The organism is Sphingobacterium spiritivorum (assembly GCF_016725325.1).
Taxonomy (GTDB): domain Bacteria; phylum Bacteroidota; class Bacteroidia; order Sphingobacteriales; family Sphingobacteriaceae; genus Sphingobacterium.
Map to the genome: position 1 here is coordinate 766,281 of NZ_CP068083.1, position 21,151 is coordinate 787,431.

Sequence of the window (21,151 nt, forward strand, 5' to 3'; positions counted from 1 at the left end):
TCATCAATGATGAGCCCCCACTTTTTTTATACGTATTCTTTTTTGTAGGCCTTATAAAAGACTATGGGCAGGACAGCGAAGGATAGAATCAGACAGATAATCAATCCCCCGACAATCATAATAGCCAAAGGTTTCTGAATCTCAGACCCCATGCCACTGGAAAGAGCCGCAGGCAGTAATCCCATTGAACCCATCAAAGCAATCATGACCACCGGACGGATCCGGCTTTTTACACCTTCATAGATCGCATCTTTCAGCTTCATCTTGTGTTTCAGATTCTCTTTCATCACACCTATGAGCACAATACCGTCTATAGTAGCCACTCCGAAGAGGATAATAAACCCGATTCCGGCTGAAATACCAAAGATAGTTCCCGTTATCCAGAGCGACAGAAATCCGCCGATAAAAGCAAATGGCAGCGTTATAGCAGATATCACTGTATCTTTAACATTTCCAAAGTTGGCATACAGCAGGATCAGGATCAGCACCAACGAGACAGGCACTACCATCATCAACTGTTTGGATGCACGCTCTTTACTTTCAAACTCCCCGGCCCAGACTAGTTTATTCTCTTTCGGAAGCTTTACGTCCTGTTTCACTTTTGTCTTAGCTTCCTGAATAGTACTTCCCAGATCACGACCTTCAATATTAAAGCCGACACCGATATATCTGGAATTCCCTTCCCGGTAAATAAAAGCAGGACCTGTGTGATAGTCAATCGTTGCAATCTCCCGAAGCGGAACTTTCTGGTCGTTCATCGTGGGAATCAGGATATTACCGATCTTTTCAGGATTATCCCGATAGTCCTTTTGAAAACGTACCATTACATCAAACATCCTTTCATTCTCATAGAAAGTAGTTGCTGATTGTCCACCTATGGTCATCTCAATAACCGATTGTACATCATTAGTAGACACACCGTATTTCGCCATTTTGGAATCATGAAGCTGTATCCTCAATTCGGGCAGTCCGATATTTTTAAATACATTAATATCTGTAATACCGTGTACTGATTTGATAGAATTAGCGACTTCAAAGGCCTTCTTTTCCAGGTCATAGAGATCATCACCAAAAATCTTTATAACCAGGGGACTTTTTACCCCTGCCACATATTCTTCCACATTATCCTGAATAGGCTGACTGAATCCAAAGGTAATTCCGGGATATTGCTGAAGTTTTTCCCGCATTTGGGTGATCAGTTCATCCTTGGAAATCTTTTGCTTCCATTTCTCTTTAGGCTTCAGTTCAATATTAAATTCAATATTAAAAAATCCCGTAGGATCTGTTCCGTCGTTTGGCCTTCCTGTCTGCGTCATAATGAAGTCGATCTCATCGAAGTCCGTTCTCAGCATTTCCTTCATTTCCTTCGTCAATTTGACAGATTCATCGAGATTGACACTATTGGGCAGTGTAGCCCGTACATAAATAGCCCCTTCATTCAGCTTGGGCAAGAATTCCGAACCATAAAAATGGAAACGTACCGCACATCCAATCAAAATAAATACAAAAATCCCGATTGTCCATTTCTTATGCTTAAAGGTGAACTGAAAAAAGTTAAATACATACTTTCTGAAAAATCTGGAAATTGCGTTTTCTTTTTCACTGATATTTTTATTGAGCAGGTATTTACACATGGCCGGTACATACGTCAGACTGAGGATCAAAGATCCCAGCAATGCATACCCAAGCGTAAATGCCAGTGGCGAAAACATCTTACCTTCCACTTTCTGAAAAGAAAATATGGGTAATAAGGCTACGATCAGAATCAATAATGCAAAAAAGATATAACTCGCTACTGAACCTGCGCTTTTCTTAATAATCCCCAGTTTTGAAATTTTGTTGAACCGTGCAGCCCCGAGATGATGTGCCTCCCGCTCCAGAGCAACAAATACAGTTTCCACAATGACCAGCGTACCTTCCAGTAACAGCCCAAAATCCAGAGAGCCCATAGAAATCAGATTGGCAGGAAGTCCCTGAATCCGCAACATAATAATGGCAAAAAGGAAGGCCAGTGGAATAACTGAGGCGACGATAAAAGTTGTTTTCCAATTGTATAAAAAGATAAATACAATAAAAGACACCAGCAATATACCCTCCACCAGATTTTTAGAAACCGTGTGTACTGTATTATCTACTAGTTTTGTCCGGTCTACAATGGGGACGATCTGTACATTCTTTGGCAATATCCGGGTATTCAGATCTTCAATCTTGGCTTTCAGCCTTACGATGACATCTGAAGGATTCTCTCCCCGTAACATTACCACAATTCCTTCCACAAGATCGTCTTCCTCATTATAGCCGACCTGTCCTAATCTTGGTTTAGCAGAGATAGATACTTCTGCTACATGTCTGATCAGAATAGGTGTAGACCCATTGACCTTGATCAGTATATTTTTAATATCATCTACTTTATCCAGCAACCCAACACCCCGCACGACATATGCCTGATTACCCTGCTGGATAACATCACCACCGACATTGATATTTGACCGGGAAACAGCTTCGTATACATCCAGTGGAGACAGATTGTAATTAGCCAGTTCAGTAGGGTTGATCTTTATCTCGTAGATCTTCTCTTCTCCTCCGAAACTGACAACGTCAGCGACTCCCGGCACAGAGACTAATTCACGTTCTATAGTCCAGTCCTGAATAGCGGAAACTTCTTTAATAGGCAGATCACTATTTATGACATAACGAAAGATCTCTCCCGTCGCTCCATAGGGCGGCTCGATCTCACTCTTTGCACCCGCTGGAAGTTCTACACCGTTCATTCTGTTGGCCACATACTGCTGTGCATAGAAATCATCTACCTCGTCATCAAACTGTACCGTTACAACGGAAAGACCAAAAAGCGAAATAGAGCGTACCTGCGATTTTTTAGGAATGGTATTCATTTCCTTAGCGATCGGCAGCGTAACAAATTTCTCTATTTCTTCCGCACTACGTCCCGACCACTGCGTAATAATACGTGCTCTGGTATTGGTAACATCCGGAAAGGCTTCAATAGGTGTATGGAGATAGGCATATACTCCGGAACACAACAGAACGACAGTAGCAAAAATAACAATAAGGGAATGCCTTAATGAAAAGGCTACTATATGTTGAACAAATTTCTTCATCTTATTTCATCAACTCTTCAAATACTATCAATTCGTTCTTAGTGATTACCTGGTCACCTTCTTTATACCCTTCACGGACATAGGTATATTCATTATTTTCAGCAACAGCCTTGATAGGCATAACCAACAGATCGCAATCACCATTATATACCACAGCATATTTCTGATTATTGTTAAAGATGATCGCATGATTGGGGATTGCTATCAGGGACTCTCCTACTAAAGATGATTTATCTATAATCACATCAGCACTCATTCCGGGTTTCAACCTTAAATCTGCATTATCCAGAAGTACACGCGCTTTCAGGACACGTTCATCCTGATCAAAAACATTGGAGATCTGCTGAATCTTACCTGTAAAAATCTCATCCGGATAAGCCAGTGTCTTTACAGCAACTGTAGCTCCGTTTTTGACGTACTGCAGATTATTTGCATAGATATTGACCATTACCCATATCTGTCTGAGATTGCTGAGTGCAAAGAGCTGGTCCTCATTATTAATATTAGCTCCGGGATTAAGGTTCTTCTCTACAATATAACCATCCTTAGGAGCCTTAATCTCAAATACCCCTCTGTGAGAAGTCGCATTATACAGATTCATATTAGCATCAAGACTCTGTAGGGCAGATTGCAAAGTAGCCAGTTCCATCCTTACTTCTTCTACCTGACGGGCAGAGGCCAGACCATCCTGAAACATACTCTGTGTGGACGAGACCTTCTGCCTGGCCAGTGCAATCTGATTAGTCAGACTTTGCCTTTCATTAGACATATCATTTACCGAGGTACTCCGCACAGTAGCCAGCACCTGTCCTCTCTTGACAAATTGTCCCAGATTGAACTGCACATTCTCGACCACACCTTCCAGCATACTCTTAAACTTGACCACATCATCCTCATTATAGCTGATGCTTCCGGTCAGTGAAATTTGCTCTTTTACCGGTCGGTAAGCTAGCGGTTCGAGTGCTATTTTCTTTTTAAATTCTTCATTCAGACAAAATTTATCCTGTTTGTCATCATTTTCTTTGGTTTCACCATTTCCTTGTCCACAGGACACAAAAGACAGTATCACTGCCATTAATACGGGAGTATAATATATCTTTTTCATCTTAAATATCTTTTCCGATAACATATTGCAATTCTTCGATAGTCTTTAAATATTGTTCTTTACGATCGATAAGGTTTTTCTTATTTTCAAGATAGGAGGACACAAAATCCACGAATTCTATTACGGAAATATTACGATTCTGAAAATTCCGTGTATATTTTTCAAGAGAAAGATCCATTTGCTGGTCAAAAGCACCGCTCAGCTTTTCCAGAATCCGTTGCAACTGAACTAACCGCTGTACCGTTGCATCAATTTCATTTACAATCACGAGTTTGTTTTGGGTAAGCTCTGTGCTGTTTTTTTCGATTTCCAGTTGTGCAATCCGTATATTCCCCTGATTCCGGTTAAAAACAGGAAGATCAATACTCGCCCCAAGACCGATGAAGTCCGGCATAACATTTCCCCCGCGGTCATATCCAAGGCTTAATTGTACATTGGGCTTTCGCTCTGCCTTTTCTATTGCCAGCTGCTGCCTGCTGATATCCACCTGATTACTAGCCATCCGAAAATCAGCTCTGTTTTCCAATGCTGTCTCTTTCCATCTCAATAAATCCGGAATAACATACGTATTGATCTGCAGAGCATTTGCTAACACCATAGTTTCAGGGCCTTCTATATTGGAATAGGTCTTTATCTTTTTGATCAGGTCAATTTTACTGGCTCTGATTTCCGCCAGTTCATTTTCAAAAGACAACATTTCCGAATGGATACGCACATATTCCATTTCACTTACATTGCCCTGTTTCCATTGTTTCTCAAAAGCTTCGGATAGATTACGGAACAGTTCAAACTGAGATTGGTACAGGGACTCCTGCCCTTGCAACTTCTGTAATTCAATGACCGACTCCCGGAGATCGAACTTCAGATTACGCAATGTTTCCTCGAATTCCAGTTCCTGATTTTTAAGGTTTAGTTGTTCCAGTTTGACTCTCTTCTTACGTTTTCCTGCTGTCTCGATAAGTTGTTCCAGTTCTAAGGATACCTGCTGATTTCTCCCCCAACTCCCTATCAAAGGAGACATTGTTTCCACAGGATTATTTTTCCAGAGATTGACTTCCGAAATAGAAAATGAAGGATTGGGCCACAGTTTAGCCTGTAGAATGGCGGCTCTTGACTGCTCAATCTTATACTTGCCCGCCAGCAGGTCCAGATTGGAGGAAAGAAACTGTTGTTCGATCTGCTCTTTGGAACGGATCATAACTGTATCCTGCTGCGCAAAACTCTGCAAAGAAACAGTAAGGAATACACTTATAGCTGCTAAATATTTCACACGATTTGATTTTGCAACAAAACTAATCGCGGCAGATTATACCCGGATTTGAGTAAGATTAGAATTTGGTTAGAACGGGTTAGAATTCAATTAGAGTGTCGTTGGAAACTGGAGTTGCACCGTTGTTCCTTGGGGGTTTGATTTCATATGAAAATCAACTTTATGTTGTTTGAAGATGACTGAAGCCAGCGAAAGTCCGATACCGCTTCCTTTGGTTGCTCCGATATTCTTCCCTCTGTAAAATGTCTGTGTAATCAAAGGAAGATCATGTGCAGAAATACCTATACCATGATCGATAACAGAAAGATTTAATCGCTCATTTATCTGTTCAAGCCGGATCAGTACAGGTTTATTGCCGGAATATTTGATGGCATTTTCTACAATATTCAGAATAGACAGCTGGATCAGGACTTCATTACCTTTCACATTCAGTACATCCGGATTCCCCACCTGAAGGTCTACATCTATCTGTGCCTGATACTTCCCCTGACACTGGCTTACAATGTCCCATACCACTTCATCCAAACGAAATTTCTGAAAAGAATCTGTGGAATTCCGTGCTTCCGTCAGGATCAGCATATTATTAAGGATATCTTCTAGTGCATCTACATTTTCAAGTGCGATACGGGTAGCGCGCTGATATTCCTCTGGACTTCTTTCTTTCTGCGAGAAAACTTCCAGTGTTCCGGATATAGCTGTCAATGGCGTTCTGAATTCATGAGAAACATAGCTTACAAAATTTTTCTGGATAGCAAAAGTTTCCGAAACTCTGCTCAACAACGCATTGTAGGTATCGACCAGTTCCTGAAGTTCATCACCGGAATCTATAGAAGAAATAGGTTGATGAATAGTCGCTATTTCTTTATTACGCACTTCTTCCACCACACGTTTTATCGGCCTGTAAGCGATCTTACTCAATACCCTCGCCAGCACGACGATACTGGTCCATGCCGCCAGCAATACAACTACGACAATAGCCAGGAGCCTGTTGATCTGATTTTTGAACTCCGAATTCTGCTCTTTTACAAAAACATAGAAATCACCCTGATTATCCGGGTAATACATACCATAGTAGAAATGATTAGCGGATTGGAAAGAAATCTTTTTACTTTTTTTCAATTGATTCAATCTTTCTGCAGATATATTCTGGTCTTGCATAAGATCTCCGAACCGCACTTTACCTGTAGCATCATAAATAGCCACACGGGAACGATGGATCAGGTTTTCAAACTGAATTTTAAATTCATTATGTTTTTCTCCCGACTGTTCATCTTTTTCCAGATAATAGATTCCCGTAATAAGACAGGTTTTTTCCAGTTCTTTGATGACTGACCGTTCGGAAGATTTATAAAATGTCCAGTAAATAAGAATAGCTGCCACAGAGAAGATCACACCGAATATCAGTGAGGTAATAAATGCTAATCTGTTTCTTAAATTCATATTATCCCTGAAACATATATCCTGTCCCTTTTACGGTCAGAATAAACTGATGTTTACTTTCGTCTATTTTATTGCGCAGATAGGAGATGTATACATCTACCACATTGGTATTATTATCAAAATTGATTCCCCATACCGCATTTAACACCATCGTACGTGATACTACCTTATCTGTATTCTCCGCTAGGTATAACAATAATTTGAATTCCTTTGGAGAAAGTTCTATTTTTTCACCATCCTGATATACCGCATATTTATCCCGATCAATCTTTAAATTCTGGATGACAAGACTGTTACTCAACACTTCTTGCTTTTGGTATTTCGTTCTTCTTGTCAATGCATTGATACGGGAAATAAGTTCTTTGAAATGAAAGGGCTTGACCAGAAAATCATCTGCTCCACTATCCAGCGCAGCAATTTTGTCTTCGGCTTCGTTTAATGCACTTAGCATCAGAATCGGCGTAAGGTTCTTTTTATACCGGATCATTTTGGTAAGCTGAATTCCATCAATACCCGGAAGCATTACATCCATAATGATAATATCAAAGCTATGTTCAAAAACGACTTCGCGGGCATCTTCTGCAGACACGCACAGTTGCACATTAAATCCGTTCTCTTCGAGTCCTTTGACAATAAAATCACTGATCCGGGCATCATCTTCCACAAGTAATATCTGCATAGTCTGTTTAATAGTCCAATACTTCAAATCTAGCCAAAAAAGATGTATTCCGAGAGACCGAGAATTTCCTTTTCTCTTTTTGACTTCAAAATGGCCTTATTAGGTGTGATTATATGTACTTTTATAAGGTTAATAAAACATTGATTTTGATGCTACACACTAAAAATATCGTCTTATTCGATGGTATCTGTAATGTCTGCAATGGCACGGTGAATTTTATTATGAAGCACGACAAGCAGCGTAAATTTTATTTTTCATCGCTACAATCCCCTCTTGGTCAGCAAGTGCAACAACAAACCGGACATCAGTTAAACTCCATCCTCTACATCAGACAAAACAAAGTCTTGAATAAAAGTGATGCTGTGCTCTATATTGCTAAAGATCTGGGATTCCCCTGGTCTCTTTGTTTTATTTTCAAGCCACTGCCAACTTCTTTCCGGGATAGTTGTTATGACTTTATAGCACGAAACAGATACAAATGGTTTGGCAAAAGAGAACAGTGCCGGATTCCGACCGCTGAAGAGCGTCAGCATTTTATCTGATACCTTGTTTCTTTGCAAAACAGATAATACAAATAATACACAGATGAAAAACTCATTATTGATTAACAAAGCATATATCAATGGAAAATTCATTTCCGGTACGAAAACCTTCGATGTCATTAATCCTGCAACAGGAAAAGTTATAGAAACCCTCCCTGACCTATCGGTCAAAGAATGTACGAAAGCTATTGTTGCGGCAGAAAAAGCCTGGTTATCCTGGCGCGATGTTTCTGCAGGCGAACGTTCTGCTCTCATCCGAAAGTGGTATGAGCTGATCCTGGAAAATAAAAAAGCCCTTGCGGAAATTATGACCCTGGAAAGCGGAAAACCTTTACAGGAATCTCTTACGGAAGTAGATTATGGCAATTCATTTGTCGAGTGGTTTGCTGAAGAAGCCAAACGGGCATACGGAGAAACCATTCCTTCTTCAAAAAAAGGAATGCATCTGATGACTATAAAACAGGGAATAGGAGTTGTAGCAGCCATTACTCCCTGGAATTTCCCTTTAGCAATGGTGACCCGTAAAGTAGCCCCTGCGCTGGCTGCAGGTTGCACGGTAATATTAAAACCCGCCTCTCAGACTCCTTTTACAGCCATCGCTATTGCAAAGCTGGCGGAAGAAGCCGGTGTGCCTAAAGGTGTCATCAATGTTATCACAGGTAAAGATAGTGCCGGCATAGGTAAAGAACTGGCAACACATAAAAGTATCAGGAAATTATCCTTCACAGGCTCTACAGAAGTCGGAAAAACGTTAATGGAACAATCCGCTTCGAATATCAAAAAACTTTCTATGGAATTGGGCGGTAATGCACCTTTCATAGTTTTTGAGGACGCAGATATAGATGCTGCCGTACAGGGAGCGATCGCTGCAAAATTTAGAAATTCAGGGCAGACCTGTGTATCTGTCAACAGATTTTACATTCAGGACAGCGTGTATGATGCCTTTTCAAAAAAACTAACGAAGGCTGTAAAAGATCTAAAGGTAGGAAACGGATTGGACAAAGGAGTTCAGGTCGGTCCGTTAATCAATGCAAAAGGACTTGAAAAAGTGCAGCAACATGTTGCTGATGCGACAAAACGAGGAGCTAAAATTGCTGCCGGAGGAAAGTATATAGACGGATTATTCTTTGAACCTACCGTCCTGACTCATGTCCCTACAGATGCATTGATTGCACATGAAGAAACATTTGGACCGGTATGTGCACTTTTCAGGTTTACGACAGAAGAAGAAGTTATTGCATTGGCTAATGATACAGAATTCGGGTTGGCCTCTTATTTTTACAGCCAGCAGTTGAATCGCTGTTTACGTGTTGCAGAAAGATTGGAGGCAGGTATGGTGGGTATTAATGTCGGATTGATATCCAATGCTGCCGCTCCCTTTGGCGGAGTCAAAGAATCCGGTGTAGGTCGCGAAGGTTCCAGATACGGACTGGATGAGTATATGGAAATCAAATATTTATGTTTTGGCGTTTAATAAACGCCAAAACATAAATACTCAGCTTATTTAGCAGAATTGATAAACGACATTAGCTTTTCTTTGCTATCTGAAAAGACAAGTTTTTCCAGTAAGGTATGGTAATTTCTACGGTCATAACAGGTAGCGTACGCTGCCCGGGCAAATGTCAGCTTACCATCATCAAACGAAAATAAATCCAGTATCTGACCAATCTGCTTTACGGTCATACTGTTTTTCTGTGCGATCATAGAGGCTACTTTGGCTTTGTCACTATCAAACCCTTGTCGATTGACAACTCGTATTGCATCTTTTAACTCTTCGGCTGTCATGACTCTTTGGCTATATTCTTCTTCTCCTGGATCAATAAAAACAGGATCATTAGGATAACCAAAATCATAGGTATCAAAACTACGCTGGTCCGGCATCCTGAATTCTACAGGAAACATGGCAAACAACCTTAACTCCGGTCTTCCGACTCTGGAATAACGAACCAGATACATTTTATCCATAAAATACCCGTCTTCATCTGTAGGTCTGAAATTGTAGGAAACAATACTCGCCAGTCTTCTGTTTTTGAATTCCAGACGTACATCATAATTTCTCTTTTCTAATCGTTCAATACGTACTGCAGTACTAAACTGATCATTGTAACGTACGTTGTTAAGATATAAAATGAAGGGCTCCCGCTCTGAAAAAACGCTGAATACACCATTGGAAGAATTTGGCGTCTGAGCAAAAGCACTTGTCAGGCTGAGAAATGCAATAAGGCTAAAAAAGAGTTTACGAATAATCATATAGTAGGGTATTAGTTTAATTCTATGACTACTTTGTAAGAGAAAGGATTAAGAGGTTTTAGGATTTTCTATATTTCTTGTAAAGTTTGACAGCCATCATCAGGACAACAGACAATCCCACCAGTCCTACTACTCCAAAAATCCAGTTGATAGCAGACTTTAAGACGATAGTAAATACAATAGCAAACAGAAAAAGGGTTGCCAGTTCATTCCATAAGCGCAGATTGGTAGAAGACCATGTACAGGTTTCTGCAGCTAACTGACGCATAATCCTTTGACATATAAAATGGTAAATAATGAGTCCCGCTACAAACAATAGCTTGACATGCATCCATCCCATCTGCAACCAGGAGGGACTCAGAAACAGCATAAGCGTACCAGCAGCAATGGTCAGGTACATGGCTGGTGTAGTAATAATCCACCACAACTTCGATTCCATAATCACAAACTGCTTATGCAATATGGTATATTCCTCTTCAGATTTACGCTTGGCTTCTATATGATAGATAAATAACCGGACGATATAAAACAATCCTGCCATCCAACATACGACAAAAATAATATGAATCGCTTTAGCGTATAAATAAACCATGGGGTGAATATTCTATTTTGAACAAAGATATAAAGAAACTGTCTGAACAGGTATCATCATACTGATTGCGGAGTAAATTCCGTGTAGCAGTTACAACTGAAAATGTGCAGACAGTCCCTTAAGGATACTGAACTTATATATTAGTATCTGAATTCTTTAATTACGTCCACAGCATATTTGACATGATCAAAAGACATATCCGGCATAATGCCATGTCCCAGATTGAACAAGAAGCCATCCTGTCCTCTCATACGTTCGAACAGTTCATGAATCTTTTTCCTGATCACAGCTTTATCTGCATACAGGATAATCGGATCAAAATTTCCCTGAACTGCAATATCTTTCGGCAGGTTATTTTTTACATTCAGAATATCAGCATTCCAGTCCAATGAGATAACATCCGGTTTTGCTTCACTCATTATTGGATAGAAGACTGAGCTTCCACGTGCAAAGGATATAACAGGAATACCTGCCCTGTTGATTCGGGAAATAATCTGTTGTGTATAAGCATGACCAAATTCAATATAATCATTCCAGGTTAATGCCATTGCCCAGCTGTCGAATAACTGTACAGCATTCACTCCTGCAGCAATCTGCATATTCAGATAATCAACGGTAAGATCCGTGATCTTTTGTAAGATGTAATGAGCCAGTTTAGGATCATTATTCAATAGTGTTTTAGTGAGCTTAAAATCTCTTGACGACTTACCTTCTACCAGATAACTTAAGATCGTGAAAGGAGCACCGGCAAAGCCTATCAGCGGAATACTTGCATTCAATCGCTGCTGAATCACTTTGATCGCGTCTGCTACATACTGTAATCTGTCTACACTTTGTGCATTCAGTTTTTCTGCATCTTCCCAACTTCTCACCGGATTGGAAAAACGAGGCCCTACTCCCTGCTCAAAAGATAAATCTCCTCCCATTGCTTCCGGAGTCACCAGAATATCTGAAAATAAAATAGCAGCATCAATATCCAGAAGGTCTACCGGCAACATGGTTACATCGGCAGCTATTTCAGGAGTTTTGCACATTTCAAGAAAAGTATATTTATTCTTGATTTCCCAATATTCAGGCATATAACGTCCTGCCTGACGCATCATCCAGACTGGCGGACGTTCGGTTTGTTGTCCAAAAGCAGCTCTGATAAATAAATCGTTTTGTAAGGTTTTATTCACTATAAATGTTTTGATAATTCGTTTTCTATTTTCTCAACAATTGATTTCTGACGCTCTGTCAGCTTCAATTTATTTGCCACATCCAGGTAAGCTTTCACTCTGTCGTAAGCTTGTTTTCTGAGGTTGATATTGGCAAGATTGATCAGCACCATTCCCTTTTCATGTTCGCGTTTCCAGGGTAAGCGTGATGCAAGCTGAAAATGATATTCTGCTTCGTCAATACGGTCTTCTTTGAGGGCAATATTTCCCATCATGAATTCATAAAAATTACGCCTTCCTTTGCGTAATGCATCAGGATTCGTTACTTCTGAAAGCAGTTGTTTTGTTTTTTCATAATCCTGCTTATGAAAAGCCTGTGTTGCCATAAATACAGATCCTTCTCTATACTGGCTCCACACTAAATAGCCTATACCACCCACGATATAGACACAAGCATAATAGTGCCGGGCGTAGATGGCATAGAGAAGAAAGCATACAGCAATGGCAATGACTATATATCTAGCCTTTTTTGTCATTGGATATTATGGATTGTCTGTAAATTTATATCCAACACCACGGATGGAATGAAAATAAATAGGGTGTTTCTGATCCGGTTCAAAATATTTACGGAATGTCAGAATAAAATTGTCAATGGTACGCGTAGAAGGGTAAACATCATAATTCCATACCGTTTCCAGAATCTGTTCACGTGATACGGCTTCATTTCTGCGCTCTATCAGTAATTTCAACAGCATAGTTTCTTTCTTCGTCAATGAGGTAATGGTACCATCTGCATGGTGCAACTCATAGGAATTAAAATAAATGGTTTTATCACCGATTGTATAGGAATTAAGTTCTTTCAGATCATCCCCTTTCATTCCTCTGCGAACCAGATTTCCTACACGTAGAATAAGTTCTTCCAGATTGAAAGGTTTAACCAGATAATCATCTGCTCCCTTTTTAAGTCCAGTGATGCGGTCTTCACTACTGTTTTTGGCTGTCAGAAACATAATAGGAACTTCACTGTTTTGCAGACGAATAGTTTCAGCCACCTGGAAGCCATCGATCTCAGGGATCATGACATCCAGAATAATAAGGTTGAAACGCTCTTCTTTAAAAACTTTCAGTGCTTTCTTACCGTCTGTAGCGGTAGTTACACGATATCCCTCTAGCTCGAGGTTTAATTTGATTGCTTCCAGCAGATGTTCTTCATCTTCTACTAAAAGTATGCGTTGTTTAGCCTGCATAGTTGTCAAATGTTACTTCAAAAATACTCCCTGAAGGAGTGTTATCTTTTACTTTAATACTGGCATTGTGTTTTTGCAAAACCGTTTTCACTATATATAACCCCAAACCCGTGCCTTTGGTTTTTCGTGTAGATTCATTCCCTACACGATAAAATTTATTAAATATATTCTTTTTTTCTTCATCCGGAATACCGATACCATGATCTGTTACCGAAAATATCAATTTGCCTGACTCTCTTTTCAACCGTACAAATACACTTGCACATGGCGGAGAATATTTGATTGCATTTTCAATCAGATTGGTCACGACATTTGTAATCGCAAATTTATCCGCTACTATCCGCACATCTGCGTCAAGATCAGGTTTGATAATCTGAGATCTGCAGGAATTCTTCTGCAGACGGTCAACAATAGATTCAACCATCTCTGTCAGATTAAACTCTTCTTTAGGCAGATTATAACTTCTGTTTTCAAGTTTAGTTGTCAGTAATACATTTTCCACAAGGTCATCCAGGCGCTCAATATCCTTAAGTGAATTTTGCAAAAACATCTGTTGTTGTTCCTTATCCAGATCTCTTTTCAGAATAGTCTGAATGTACAGTTTGACAGATGCCAGCGGAGATTTTAATTCATGTGTGATGGCCAGTAAGAAGTTCTGTTGCTGCTGATGTATTTTGTGCTCTCTTTTAAAATTGTTCTTCAACCGTAATACTCCCCATAGAAATATCAGCAAGAAAAACATCCCCTCCCCGATAATCATAGATTTACGCTGAGGTTCGTATTTCACTAACATAATACCCCACCAGATAAGTTGGGAGATTGCATAAAACACTAAAAAATAAAACAGAAAAAGTGTCTTTCTCATACAGAAACTGAACAATGAAGGACAAAAATAGGTAATAGATCAGGTATTATAAAGTATCTACTGCATTATGACAATAATAGGAAAAACATTTACCACCTTTGCCGTAACCGGTGTTTAGTGCGGATTATTATACCCGTTTTTAGGGGATAAATAATACAGATATTCGCTCACAGTAAAAACACATACTTTGATTTTTAATTTCTAATTTTGGTTTACATATGTTCCATCATAAAAAAGATATATTTTTCGACCTCGATCACACCATCTGGGATTTTGATAAGAATGCGGAAGAGACATTAGACGAGCTGTTTTTTAAATATGACTTTGATAAACTGTTCAATCATAGCAGTGCAGATCTGTTTATTTCGACCTACACATCTAATAATCATCGTTTATGGAATCTGTATCATCATGGAAAAATCGATAAACCGACGCTGAGAAAAGCAAGGTTTGAAAATACATTTACAGATCTGGGCGTAGATCCTTCTTTGTTTCCAAAAGATTTCGAAGAAGAATATTTGTTTATCTGTCCGCAGAAAACTAATTTATTCCCACATGCACATGAAACACTTGCTTATCTGAAAGAGCGGTATAATCTTCATCTGATCTCAAACGGATTTAAAGAAGCCTGTGAAGTAAAACTTGGAACAAGTGATCTGAAACAATATTTTCAGCATATTTTTATTTCTGAACTGGTTGGAGTAAACAAACCGGATCCTCTTATCTTTCACCATGCTATGCAAACTACAGGCACTTCTGCTGATCATGCCGTGATGATCGGAGACAATCTGGATGCAGATGTCAGAGGAGCTCAAAATGTGGGAATGGATGCCATTTACTTCAATCCGAATCGTATGCAGTTACCAAATGATGTGTCGCATGCCATTACTGACCTCAGCGAATTGAAACATATGTTTTAATACTATCTCTTTATCGAAACAAAAAAGCAACGTAGTGATACGTTGCTTTTTTGTTTTATAGAGCAGATTAAAATCTACAACACTTTTACCGTTACATTCTTAAGCCATACATCATTACCGTGATCCTGGAAACCAATCACACCGGATTTGGTCTTGCCACCAACCTTACTAAGTAATTCAAATGCCAGAGGCCATTTTTCACTGCTAAATTTACTCGCTTCCAGCATCGCTATCCATTCAGGAGTCCATAGCGTATATTCCACTACTTTTTCACCGTTCTGATAATGGGTTACTTTACCATTATTTACTACAATCTTCGCTAAATTCCACTGACCTGCAGGTTTGCCATTCTGTGGTTTTGCCGGGATCATATCATACAGTGAACCTGATTTACGATTACCATCAACCCCCATTTTTGCATCAGGATGGTTTTCATTATCCAGCAACTGATACTCAGGACTTGAAATATAAATAGGTTGTCCTTCTATTTCTTTAGCCAGGAAAAATGTTCCCGAATTTCCGGCTTCTGAAATTTTCCATTCAAATTCCAGTTCAAAATTTTTGAAATCATGTGCAAAAATCAAATCACCGCCTTCTCCCGGCGTACTACCTATCGGTTTAGCTGTAAATTTGATCGTACCATCTTCAACACCCCATTTTGTAGGCACATGATCCTTATTATATCCTCTCCATCCTTCTAACGATTTACCGTCAAAAATAATGTATGCACCCTTACTGTTTTTAGGGAATTTTTTGATATCTACCTTTGGAAGATCTAACAGCTTATAAGAAGTTGCCACTGCTTTTTTTGTTTGCGCCTGAACCTGCTGAAATGCTCCGGAGCCTAACGACAAAGTTAGTGCAGCCATTCCTGCATACAGGTAATTAAATGTTGATTTCATGGTATTGTTTTTTTATAATCGATTCAAACTGATCATTAAATTTAATAAAAAAAATCGAATACTACGATATTGCTAATTCATTTTATCATCATTTCTAGAACTGCTCACCCCCCTCCATATCTATAGAATTCTCAGGACGCTTTTTCTTTCCGAAATCCTGTGCTCCGAATCTGTATGAGAAAGAAAGCATAAACATGCGTTTCATCCAACGGCGTTCAAATGATGAATTAACCTGAGCTGTATTGATATATCCTCCGAATTTACGGGTGTTTAATAAGTCCCTTACATTAAACATAATACTTCCCTTTTTGTTTAACACCTCCTGCTTCAGACCTACATCTATTCCTGTCATAGCTTTTGTTTTACCTTGTGCAAGTAATCTTGGGGCATTGTAATCTGCGCGAAGCTGACCGGATAAGGAAGGAAGTATCTTCACATTAGAGGTCAGGTTGGCATTCCAGTTGATTCCATCACTCTCTTTAATCCCAAAGTCAGCGTTACCATCAATGCGGTTATAAAACATATTCCCGTTAACTGTAAAGTCCAGCCAACTGGTTGCGTTCACTTTAGAAATAAGCTCCAAACCAGCTACACTGGAATTCGTCAGATTTTCCCAGCGGCTTCTGGTCACACTGGAGAGTGTATCCACCTCATAAATATACGGCTGCATTACATCTTTCATACGACGGTAATATCCGGTAGCCAGAATATTCCATTTATCATAGAATTTAGCATAACTCATTTCAAAAGAATGGATATCTTCCGGCAATAAGTTAGGATTTCCCTGACGACGATTCATATCATCGGAAACATCCTCAAATGGATTCACCTGCCAGCCGCGCGGACGTTGTACACGTCTCGAATAACTAAATTGAATCTTATCTCCTTTCTCTCCTAAAGCATAAGTAAGAAACGCTGTAGGATACAATCTGAAATAGTCCTGTTTAGCAACTGTTTCTATCTCATTTGCCGGTAATGAAGGATCTTTCTTGAAGTAAGTAGAAGTCAGGTACGTTTGTTCTCCGCGTAATCCGATCTGATATGAAATCTTATCCGTCAGTTTGTTCTGATAATTTACGTACAAGGCATGGACAGAATTAGTCAGATCAAAATCATTACTGATATCATAATCCGGGAAATAATTACCGGACACGTTGTCCAGCGTATCGGAAAACTGTGTGTCAGCTGATTTTCGAATAATAGATTTATATCCAGTTTCTAATTTACTGTCTTTTGAAAAGGGAAGTGTATAATCGACCTGAATATTCATATTTTTCCCGTCTTCAGAAGTTTTATTCAATCTGCTTGTGGCTGGAAGTCCTGATGAATAAGTCTGATTGAAATCATTTGTTCCGTCTTCCGTATCTCTCCCATACATAAAATTCGCAGTCAGTTCCTCTCCTTCTCTTGCAAATTTTCTGCTAAAATCCAGATTCAGATCATACCCAAGATCATCTTCTTTCTGACGCGATCCTCTAAAGCTTGTACCGGATAATTCGGGGTGATTGAAATAATTATAATTCAAATCATTACGACGATCATTATCCCGAATACTCAGATTTCCGGAAATTCCGATGGTAGTTTTTGCATTTGGTGAATATTCCACGCCTAATTTTACCATATTATTGATTCCTTTTCTTTCAGAATCTTCTGTATTATTAATCTGGCTATTATTATTGAGATAAGTATTATTGGTAAGGCCTCCTCCTACCATATTACGGCGATTGAAGTTATAACTTCCGCTATAATTGAATTTTTCATCTTTATAATTGAGACTTGCTCCTGCCATATAGTTATTATAGGAACCCGCAGAAGCATTTACAGTACCGTTGAGTCCGGTTCTGACATTCTTTTTCAAAACAATATTGATGATCCCCGATTGACCTTCGGCATCGTATTTTGAAGATGGATTCGTGATGACCTCTACTTTTTCGATCGCATTAGCAGGCAGAGATTGCAACAGGCTTGTAATATCGCTTCCTGCCATTGCCGATTCCTTCCCGTCAATCAGAATACGTACACTGCTGGATCCGCGTAAACTCACTGTACCATCCATATCAACCTGCAGTGTCGGTACATTAGCCAGCAGATCTGTAGCTGTACCACCAACGCTGACGAGACTTTGGCCTACATTAAAGACTTTACGGTCTATACCGATTTCCATAGCCGGAACTTTTCCCTCAACCAGTACTTCTCCCAGCATCTTTCCGTCTTCCAGCATTGACAAGGTGCCGAGATCTACATTTTTATTTGCCTGTACGACGATATTTTCCTGGATAAGGTTGGTATATCCCATATAAGAAATACGGAGCGTATACACACCCGCATCTACATCCTGAAAAAGAAGTTGACCTTTAATATCAGACTGCTGTCCTTTTACATATGCCTGAGAAGATTGTTTCAGAAGCGCAGCACTGGCACCTAAAATAGGTTCGTTTGACTTTTCATCAACAACGATGGCTTTGATCTGAACATTTTGTCCAAATGATAAAATGGGTAGTAGCGTAAATACAAAATAAAGTAAAATTTTCGGTGACATGCTGTATATGATTACAAATGGAAAAGCAAAAATGCTTCTTTTTACTTGCAATCGCTTATTCGTAACCGCATTATTACGAAGGATTCGCAGTCACCGGTACAGGCAAAGTTTATTCAACAGAAACCGTAAGTCCTTCTGATTTTAGGATTTTTCTGTACACTTCCATTTCTGTAAATGATCCTTCCAGAATAGCACATTTACCTTCAGTATGTACCTTCCAGGCGATCTGTTCAGCCTGTTTTTCGGTATATTGAAGATGTTTCATCAAACATTCAATCACATGGTCAAAAGTATTGGTTTCATCATTCCACAGAATAAGTCTGTTAGAGCTTTTCGCTGCTGCTAAAATCTCCTCTAATGAATAGGTTTCCTCTTGTGTCTGTACACTCATGATACAAAAGTAAGTAATTTTCAAAAATTGTGTAATTTTGAAGTTCTTAAAATTGTAAGATAAAGAAATATGTTTCAATCCAAAATTGCCGGGATAGGCTATTACGTCCCAAAAAATGTATATACCAATAACGATCTCACCCGTTTTATGGATACCAGTGATGAGTGGATCCAGGAACGTACCGGAATCAAGGAACGTCGTTATGCTGACCGGTTGGGGGAAACTACAACCACGATGGCTATAGAAGCTTCTAAAATCGCTATTGAGCGGGCAAATACAACTGCTGAGGAAATTGATTTTGTGATTTTTGCGACCTTGTCTCCTGATTATTACTTTCCGGGATGTGGCGTGCTGCTGCAACGCGAAATGGGCATGAAAGAAATAGGCGCACTTGATATTCGAAATCAGTGTTCGGGTTTCATCTATGCCATATCAGTAGCAGATCAGTTTATCAAAACCGGCATGTACAAAAATATTCTCGTTGTCGGCTCTGAGAAACAGTCCTTTGCTATGGATTTTGCGACGAGAAGCCGTTCGGTATCTGTTATCTTTGGAGACGGTGCAGGAGCTGTAGTACTACAGCCTACACAGGAAGCCGGAAAAGGTATTCTCAGCACTCATCTTCACTCTGACGGAGCAGATGCAGAGAAACTGGCGATGTATTATCCCGGAGCTTCTGCGGGCATCTGGCTGGAGAACCCTCCGCAATGGCCGGATCAGGAACTCGGCGGACTCTATATGACAAAAGAAATGCTGGAAGACGGATCAACTTCCGCATATATGGACGGACAGGCTGTATTCAAAAAAGCAGTGGTCAAATTCCCCGAAGTTATTGGAGAAGCACTCGCAAAAAACAACCTTACTTCTACTGACATTGATATGCTCATACCTCATCAGGCGAATCTGAGAATTTCTCAATATGTACAGAAAACACTTGGACTTAGAGATGACCAGGTATTTAATAATATTCAAAAATATGGAAATACGACTGCCGCTTCCGTCCCTATTGCTTTGTGTGAAGCCTGGGAAGAGGGAAAGATCAAAGAAGGGGATCTGGTTTGCCTTGCTGCATTCGGAGCGGGATTTACCTGGGGATCTGCATTGATCAGATGGTAAGACCTGAACGAGACTATCTTTAGTAAAACAAAAAGGGGAAATCTATCGATTTCCCCTTTTTCCTTATATAAAAATTACGTTTATCCGTTAGATAGTGCAGCAGCACCTGAAACGATCTCTGTAAGCTCTGTTGTAATAGCAGCCTGGCGTGCCTGGTTGTAAGACAATTTCAATGCTTTCAAAAGATCTCCGGCATTTTCTGTTGCTTTATCCATAGCTGTCATACGTGCTCCGTGTTCAGAAGCATGGGAATCCAGAATCGCTTTATAAAGCTGAGTCTTGATCGCTTTAGGGATCAGTTCCTCAATAATCTTTTCCTTAGAAGGTTCGATAATGTAATCGACTTCTTTCGGTTGTTTATCTTCAGGTTTACTGTCTTCACTTGGTAACAAAGGTAGAATCTGCTCTGCAGTAAGTACTTGTACTGCAGCATTACGAAACTGATTGTATATTACTTCTACACGATCAAAGTTTCCCAATTTGAATTGCTCCATTACAAACTCAGTGATCTTTGAGGTATTTTCAAAGTTTAAGTCAGCGAACAGATCACTGTGATTAGCAATCACATGATAAGCATCACGCTTAGCGTAAAAGTCATTTCCTTTTTTACCGATAGCGATAATACTTACATTACCTTTTCTCAGCTGTTCAGCATATTTCGAAGCAACAAGATTATTAGTTGCTTTAATCACATTCGCATTGAAAGCACCTGCAAGTCCTCTGTTAGATGATACGACAATCAAAAGCACTTTATTCGGCTCCCGATCTTTTGTAAAAGGAGAATCATTTCCCTCTACACTCGCAGATACATCTGCCAGAATATCTCTTAGTTTGGTAGCATATGGACGTAGCTGCACAATAGCGTTGGTAGCACGCTTTAATTTAGCGGCTGACACCATTTTCATGGCCTTTGTGATCTGCTGCGTCGATGATACCGACGTAATACGGTTTCTTACTTCTTTTAAATTTGCCATACTATAATTGAGATTTGAGTACTGAGTATTGCGTATTGAGTAT

The 21,151-nt window shown here is 39.6% G+C and carries 19 protein-coding genes; 4 read left to right on the forward strand and 15 right to left on the reverse strand.

Annotated elements, in window-relative coordinates; translation table 11 throughout:
* Positions 1-26: 26 nt before the first annotated feature.
* The 5 genes from I6J02_RS03060 to I6J02_RS03080 form a co-directional block, all read right to left on the reverse strand.
* A complete protein-coding gene (locus I6J02_RS03060; RefSeq protein ID WP_201680370.1) occupies positions 27-3,119 on the reverse strand; it encodes an efflux RND transporter permease subunit in 3,093 nt (1,030 codons plus the stop codon).
* 1 nt (position 3,120) lies between these two features.
* Entirely contained in the window at positions 3,121-4,224 is a 1,104-nt protein-coding gene (locus I6J02_RS03065; protein WP_236582270.1) for an efflux RND transporter periplasmic adaptor subunit, read from the reverse strand.
* A 1-nt stretch (position 4,225) separates the two neighbouring features.
* The gene (locus I6J02_RS03070) at positions 4,226-5,494 is read right to left on the reverse strand and encodes a TolC family protein (RefSeq protein ID WP_201680374.1); all 1,269 of its coding nucleotides are present in this window, start codon (positions 5,492-5,494) and stop codon (positions 4,226-4,228) included.
* A 90-nt stretch (positions 5,495-5,584) separates the two neighbouring features.
* A complete protein-coding gene (locus I6J02_RS03075; protein ID WP_201680375.1) occupies positions 5,585-6,934 on the reverse strand; it encodes a sensor histidine kinase in 1,350 nt (449 codons plus the stop codon).
* A gap of 1 nt (position 6,935) precedes the next feature.
* Positions 6,936-7,613 (reverse strand): response regulator transcription factor, encoded by a 678-nt coding sequence (locus I6J02_RS03080; protein WP_201680377.1) that lies wholly within the window; start codon positions 7,611-7,613, stop codon positions 6,936-6,938.
* A 149-nt stretch (positions 7,614-7,762) separates the two neighbouring features.
* On the opposite strand from I6J02_RS03080, the gene I6J02_RS03085 reads away from it, so the two are divergent.
* Positions 7,763-8,155: a thiol-disulfide oxidoreductase DCC family protein gene (locus I6J02_RS03085; RefSeq protein ID WP_201680378.1), complete on the forward strand. Its 393-nt coding sequence runs from the start codon at positions 7,763-7,765 to the stop codon at positions 8,153-8,155.
* 43 nt (positions 8,156-8,198) lie between these two features.
* The gene (locus tag I6J02_RS03090) at positions 8,199-9,629 is read left to right on the forward strand and encodes an NAD-dependent succinate-semialdehyde dehydrogenase (RefSeq protein WP_201680380.1); all 1,431 of its coding nucleotides are present in this window, start codon (positions 8,199-8,201) and stop codon (positions 9,627-9,629) included.
* 26 nt (positions 9,630-9,655) lie between these two features.
* Here I6J02_RS03090 and I6J02_RS03095 read toward each other — a convergent pair whose 3' ends face one another.
* The 6 genes from I6J02_RS03095 to I6J02_RS03120 form a co-directional block, all read right to left on the reverse strand.
* The gene (locus tag I6J02_RS03095) at positions 9,656-10,405 is read right to left on the reverse strand and encodes a DUF4476 domain-containing protein (RefSeq protein ID WP_201680381.1); all 750 of its coding nucleotides are present in this window, start codon (positions 10,403-10,405) and stop codon (positions 9,656-9,658) included.
* A gap of 58 nt (positions 10,406-10,463) precedes the next feature.
* Complete coding sequence (locus I6J02_RS03100) at positions 10,464-10,997, reverse strand: CopD family protein (protein ID WP_201680382.1); 534 nt, start codon at positions 10,995-10,997, stop codon at positions 10,464-10,466.
* A gap of 140 nt (positions 10,998-11,137) precedes the next feature.
* Positions 11,138-12,175, reverse strand: a complete 1,038-nt coding sequence (gene hemE, locus I6J02_RS03105) for a uroporphyrinogen decarboxylase (RefSeq protein ID WP_201680383.1) — start codon at positions 12,173-12,175, stop codon at positions 11,138-11,140.
* Positions 12,175-12,690: a hypothetical protein gene (locus I6J02_RS03110; RefSeq protein WP_201680384.1), complete on the reverse strand. Its 516-nt coding sequence runs from the start codon at positions 12,688-12,690 to the stop codon at positions 12,175-12,177. Before I6J02_RS03110 ends, hemE begins: the two co-directional genes overlap by 1 nt.
* Positions 12,691-12,696: 6 nt before the next feature.
* Positions 12,697-13,401 carry a response regulator transcription factor gene (locus I6J02_RS03115; protein WP_002992899.1) on the reverse strand — a complete coding sequence of 235 codons (705 nt, stop codon included), beginning with the start codon at positions 13,399-13,401 and terminating at the stop codon, positions 12,697-12,699.
* On the reverse strand, positions 13,391-14,266 hold the full coding sequence (locus I6J02_RS03120) for a sensor histidine kinase (protein ID WP_201680385.1): 876 nt from the start codon (positions 14,264-14,266) through the stop codon (positions 13,391-13,393). The genes I6J02_RS03115 and I6J02_RS03120 overlap by 11 nt, the downstream gene beginning before the upstream one ends.
* 218 nt (positions 14,267-14,484) lie before the next feature.
* On the opposite strand from I6J02_RS03120, the gene I6J02_RS03125 reads away from it, so the two are divergent.
* Positions 14,485-15,186: a YjjG family noncanonical pyrimidine nucleotidase gene (locus tag I6J02_RS03125; protein ID WP_201680386.1), complete on the forward strand. Its 702-nt coding sequence runs from the start codon at positions 14,485-14,487 to the stop codon at positions 15,184-15,186.
* 74 nt (positions 15,187-15,260) lie between these two features.
* On the opposite strand, the gene I6J02_RS03130 is transcribed toward I6J02_RS03125, so the two are convergent.
* The 3 genes from I6J02_RS03130 to I6J02_RS03140 all read right to left on the reverse strand — a co-directional run bounded on the left by I6J02_RS03130 (position 15,261) and on the right by I6J02_RS03140 (position 19,018).
* On the reverse strand, positions 15,261-16,088 hold the full coding sequence (locus I6J02_RS03130; protein WP_201680387.1) for a DUF1080 domain-containing protein: 828 nt from the start codon (positions 16,086-16,088) through the stop codon (positions 15,261-15,263).
* Between the two features lie 94 nt (positions 16,089-16,182).
* Complete coding sequence (locus I6J02_RS03135) at positions 16,183-18,627, reverse strand: outer membrane beta-barrel family protein (protein WP_201680389.1); 2,445 nt, start codon at positions 18,625-18,627, stop codon at positions 16,183-16,185.
* Between the two features lie 109 nt (positions 18,628-18,736).
* Positions 18,737-19,018 carry an ATP-dependent Clp protease adaptor ClpS gene (locus I6J02_RS03140; RefSeq protein WP_003011815.1) on the reverse strand — a complete coding sequence of 94 codons (282 nt, stop codon included), beginning with the start codon at positions 19,016-19,018 and terminating at the stop codon, positions 18,737-18,739.
* A 69-nt stretch (positions 19,019-19,087) separates the two neighbouring features.
* On the opposite strand from I6J02_RS03140, the gene I6J02_RS03145 reads away from it, so the two are divergent.
* On the forward strand, positions 19,088-20,134 hold the full coding sequence (locus tag I6J02_RS03145) for a 3-oxoacyl-ACP synthase III family protein (RefSeq protein WP_201680390.1): 1,047 nt from the start codon (positions 19,088-19,090) through the stop codon (positions 20,132-20,134).
* Between the two features lie 80 nt (positions 20,135-20,214).
* Here I6J02_RS03145 and atpG read toward each other — a convergent pair whose 3' ends face one another.
* Complete coding sequence (gene atpG, locus I6J02_RS03150) at positions 20,215-21,108, reverse strand: ATP synthase F1 subunit gamma (RefSeq protein WP_201680391.1); 894 nt, start codon at positions 21,106-21,108, stop codon at positions 20,215-20,217.
* Positions 21,109-21,151 lie beyond the last annotated feature (43 nt).

What these genes read in the sequence shown, in the direction of transcription:
- I6J02_RS03080 (WP_201680377.1), bottom strand. Translation starts at nt 7,613, where the DNA reads ATGCAGATATTACTTGTGGAAGATGATGCCCGGATCAGTGATTTTATT.
- I6J02_RS03095 (WP_201680381.1), bottom strand. Translation starts at nt 10,405, where the DNA reads ATGATTATTCGTAAACTCTTTTTTAGCCTTATTGCATTTCTCAGCCTG.
- I6J02_RS03075 (WP_201680375.1), bottom strand. Translation starts at nt 6,934, where the DNA reads ATGAATTTAAGAAACAGATTAGCATTTATTACCTCACTGATATTCGGT.
- I6J02_RS03145 (WP_201680390.1), top strand. Translation starts at nt 19,088, where the DNA reads ATGTTTCAATCCAAAATTGCCGGGATAGGCTATTACGTCCCAAAAAAT.
- I6J02_RS03130 (WP_201680387.1), bottom strand. Translation starts at nt 16,088, where the DNA reads ATGAAATCAACATTTAATTACCTGTATGCAGGAATGGCTGCACTAACT.
- I6J02_RS03120 (WP_201680385.1), bottom strand. Translation starts at nt 14,266, where the DNA reads ATGAGAAAGACACTTTTTCTGTTTTATTTTTTAGTGTTTTATGCAATC.
- I6J02_RS03125 (WP_201680386.1), top strand. Translation starts at nt 14,485, where the DNA reads ATGTTCCATCATAAAAAAGATATATTTTTCGACCTCGATCACACCATC.
- I6J02_RS03135 (WP_201680389.1), bottom strand. Translation starts at nt 18,627, where the DNA reads ATGTCACCGAAAATTTTACTTTATTTTGTATTTACGCTACTACCCATT.
- I6J02_RS03115 (WP_002992899.1), bottom strand. Translation starts at nt 13,401, where the DNA reads ATGCAGGCTAAACAACGCATACTTTTAGTAGAAGATGAAGAACATCTG.
- I6J02_RS03100 (WP_201680382.1), bottom strand. Translation starts at nt 10,997, where the DNA reads ATGGTTTATTTATACGCTAAAGCGATTCATATTATTTTTGTCGTATGT.
- I6J02_RS03085 (WP_201680378.1), top strand. Translation starts at nt 7,763, where the DNA reads ATGCTACACACTAAAAATATCGTCTTATTCGATGGTATCTGTAATGTC.
- I6J02_RS03110 (WP_201680384.1), bottom strand. Translation starts at nt 12,690, where the DNA reads ATGACAAAAAAGGCTAGATATATAGTCATTGCCATTGCTGTATGCTTT.
- I6J02_RS03065 (WP_236582270.1), bottom strand. Translation starts at nt 4,224, where the DNA reads ATGAAAAAGATATATTATACTCCCGTATTAATGGCAGTGATACTGTCT.
- atpG (WP_201680391.1), bottom strand. Translation starts at nt 21,108, where the DNA reads ATGGCAAATTTAAAAGAAGTAAGAAACCGTATTACGTCGGTATCATCG.
- I6J02_RS03060 (WP_201680370.1), bottom strand. Translation starts at nt 3,119, where the DNA reads ATGAAGAAATTTGTTCAACATATAGTAGCCTTTTCATTAAGGCATTCC.
- I6J02_RS03140 (WP_003011815.1), bottom strand. Translation starts at nt 19,018, where the DNA reads ATGAGTGTACAGACACAAGAGGAAACCTATTCATTAGAGGAGATTTTA.
- I6J02_RS03090 (WP_201680380.1), top strand. Translation starts at nt 8,199, where the DNA reads ATGAAAAACTCATTATTGATTAACAAAGCATATATCAATGGAAAATTC.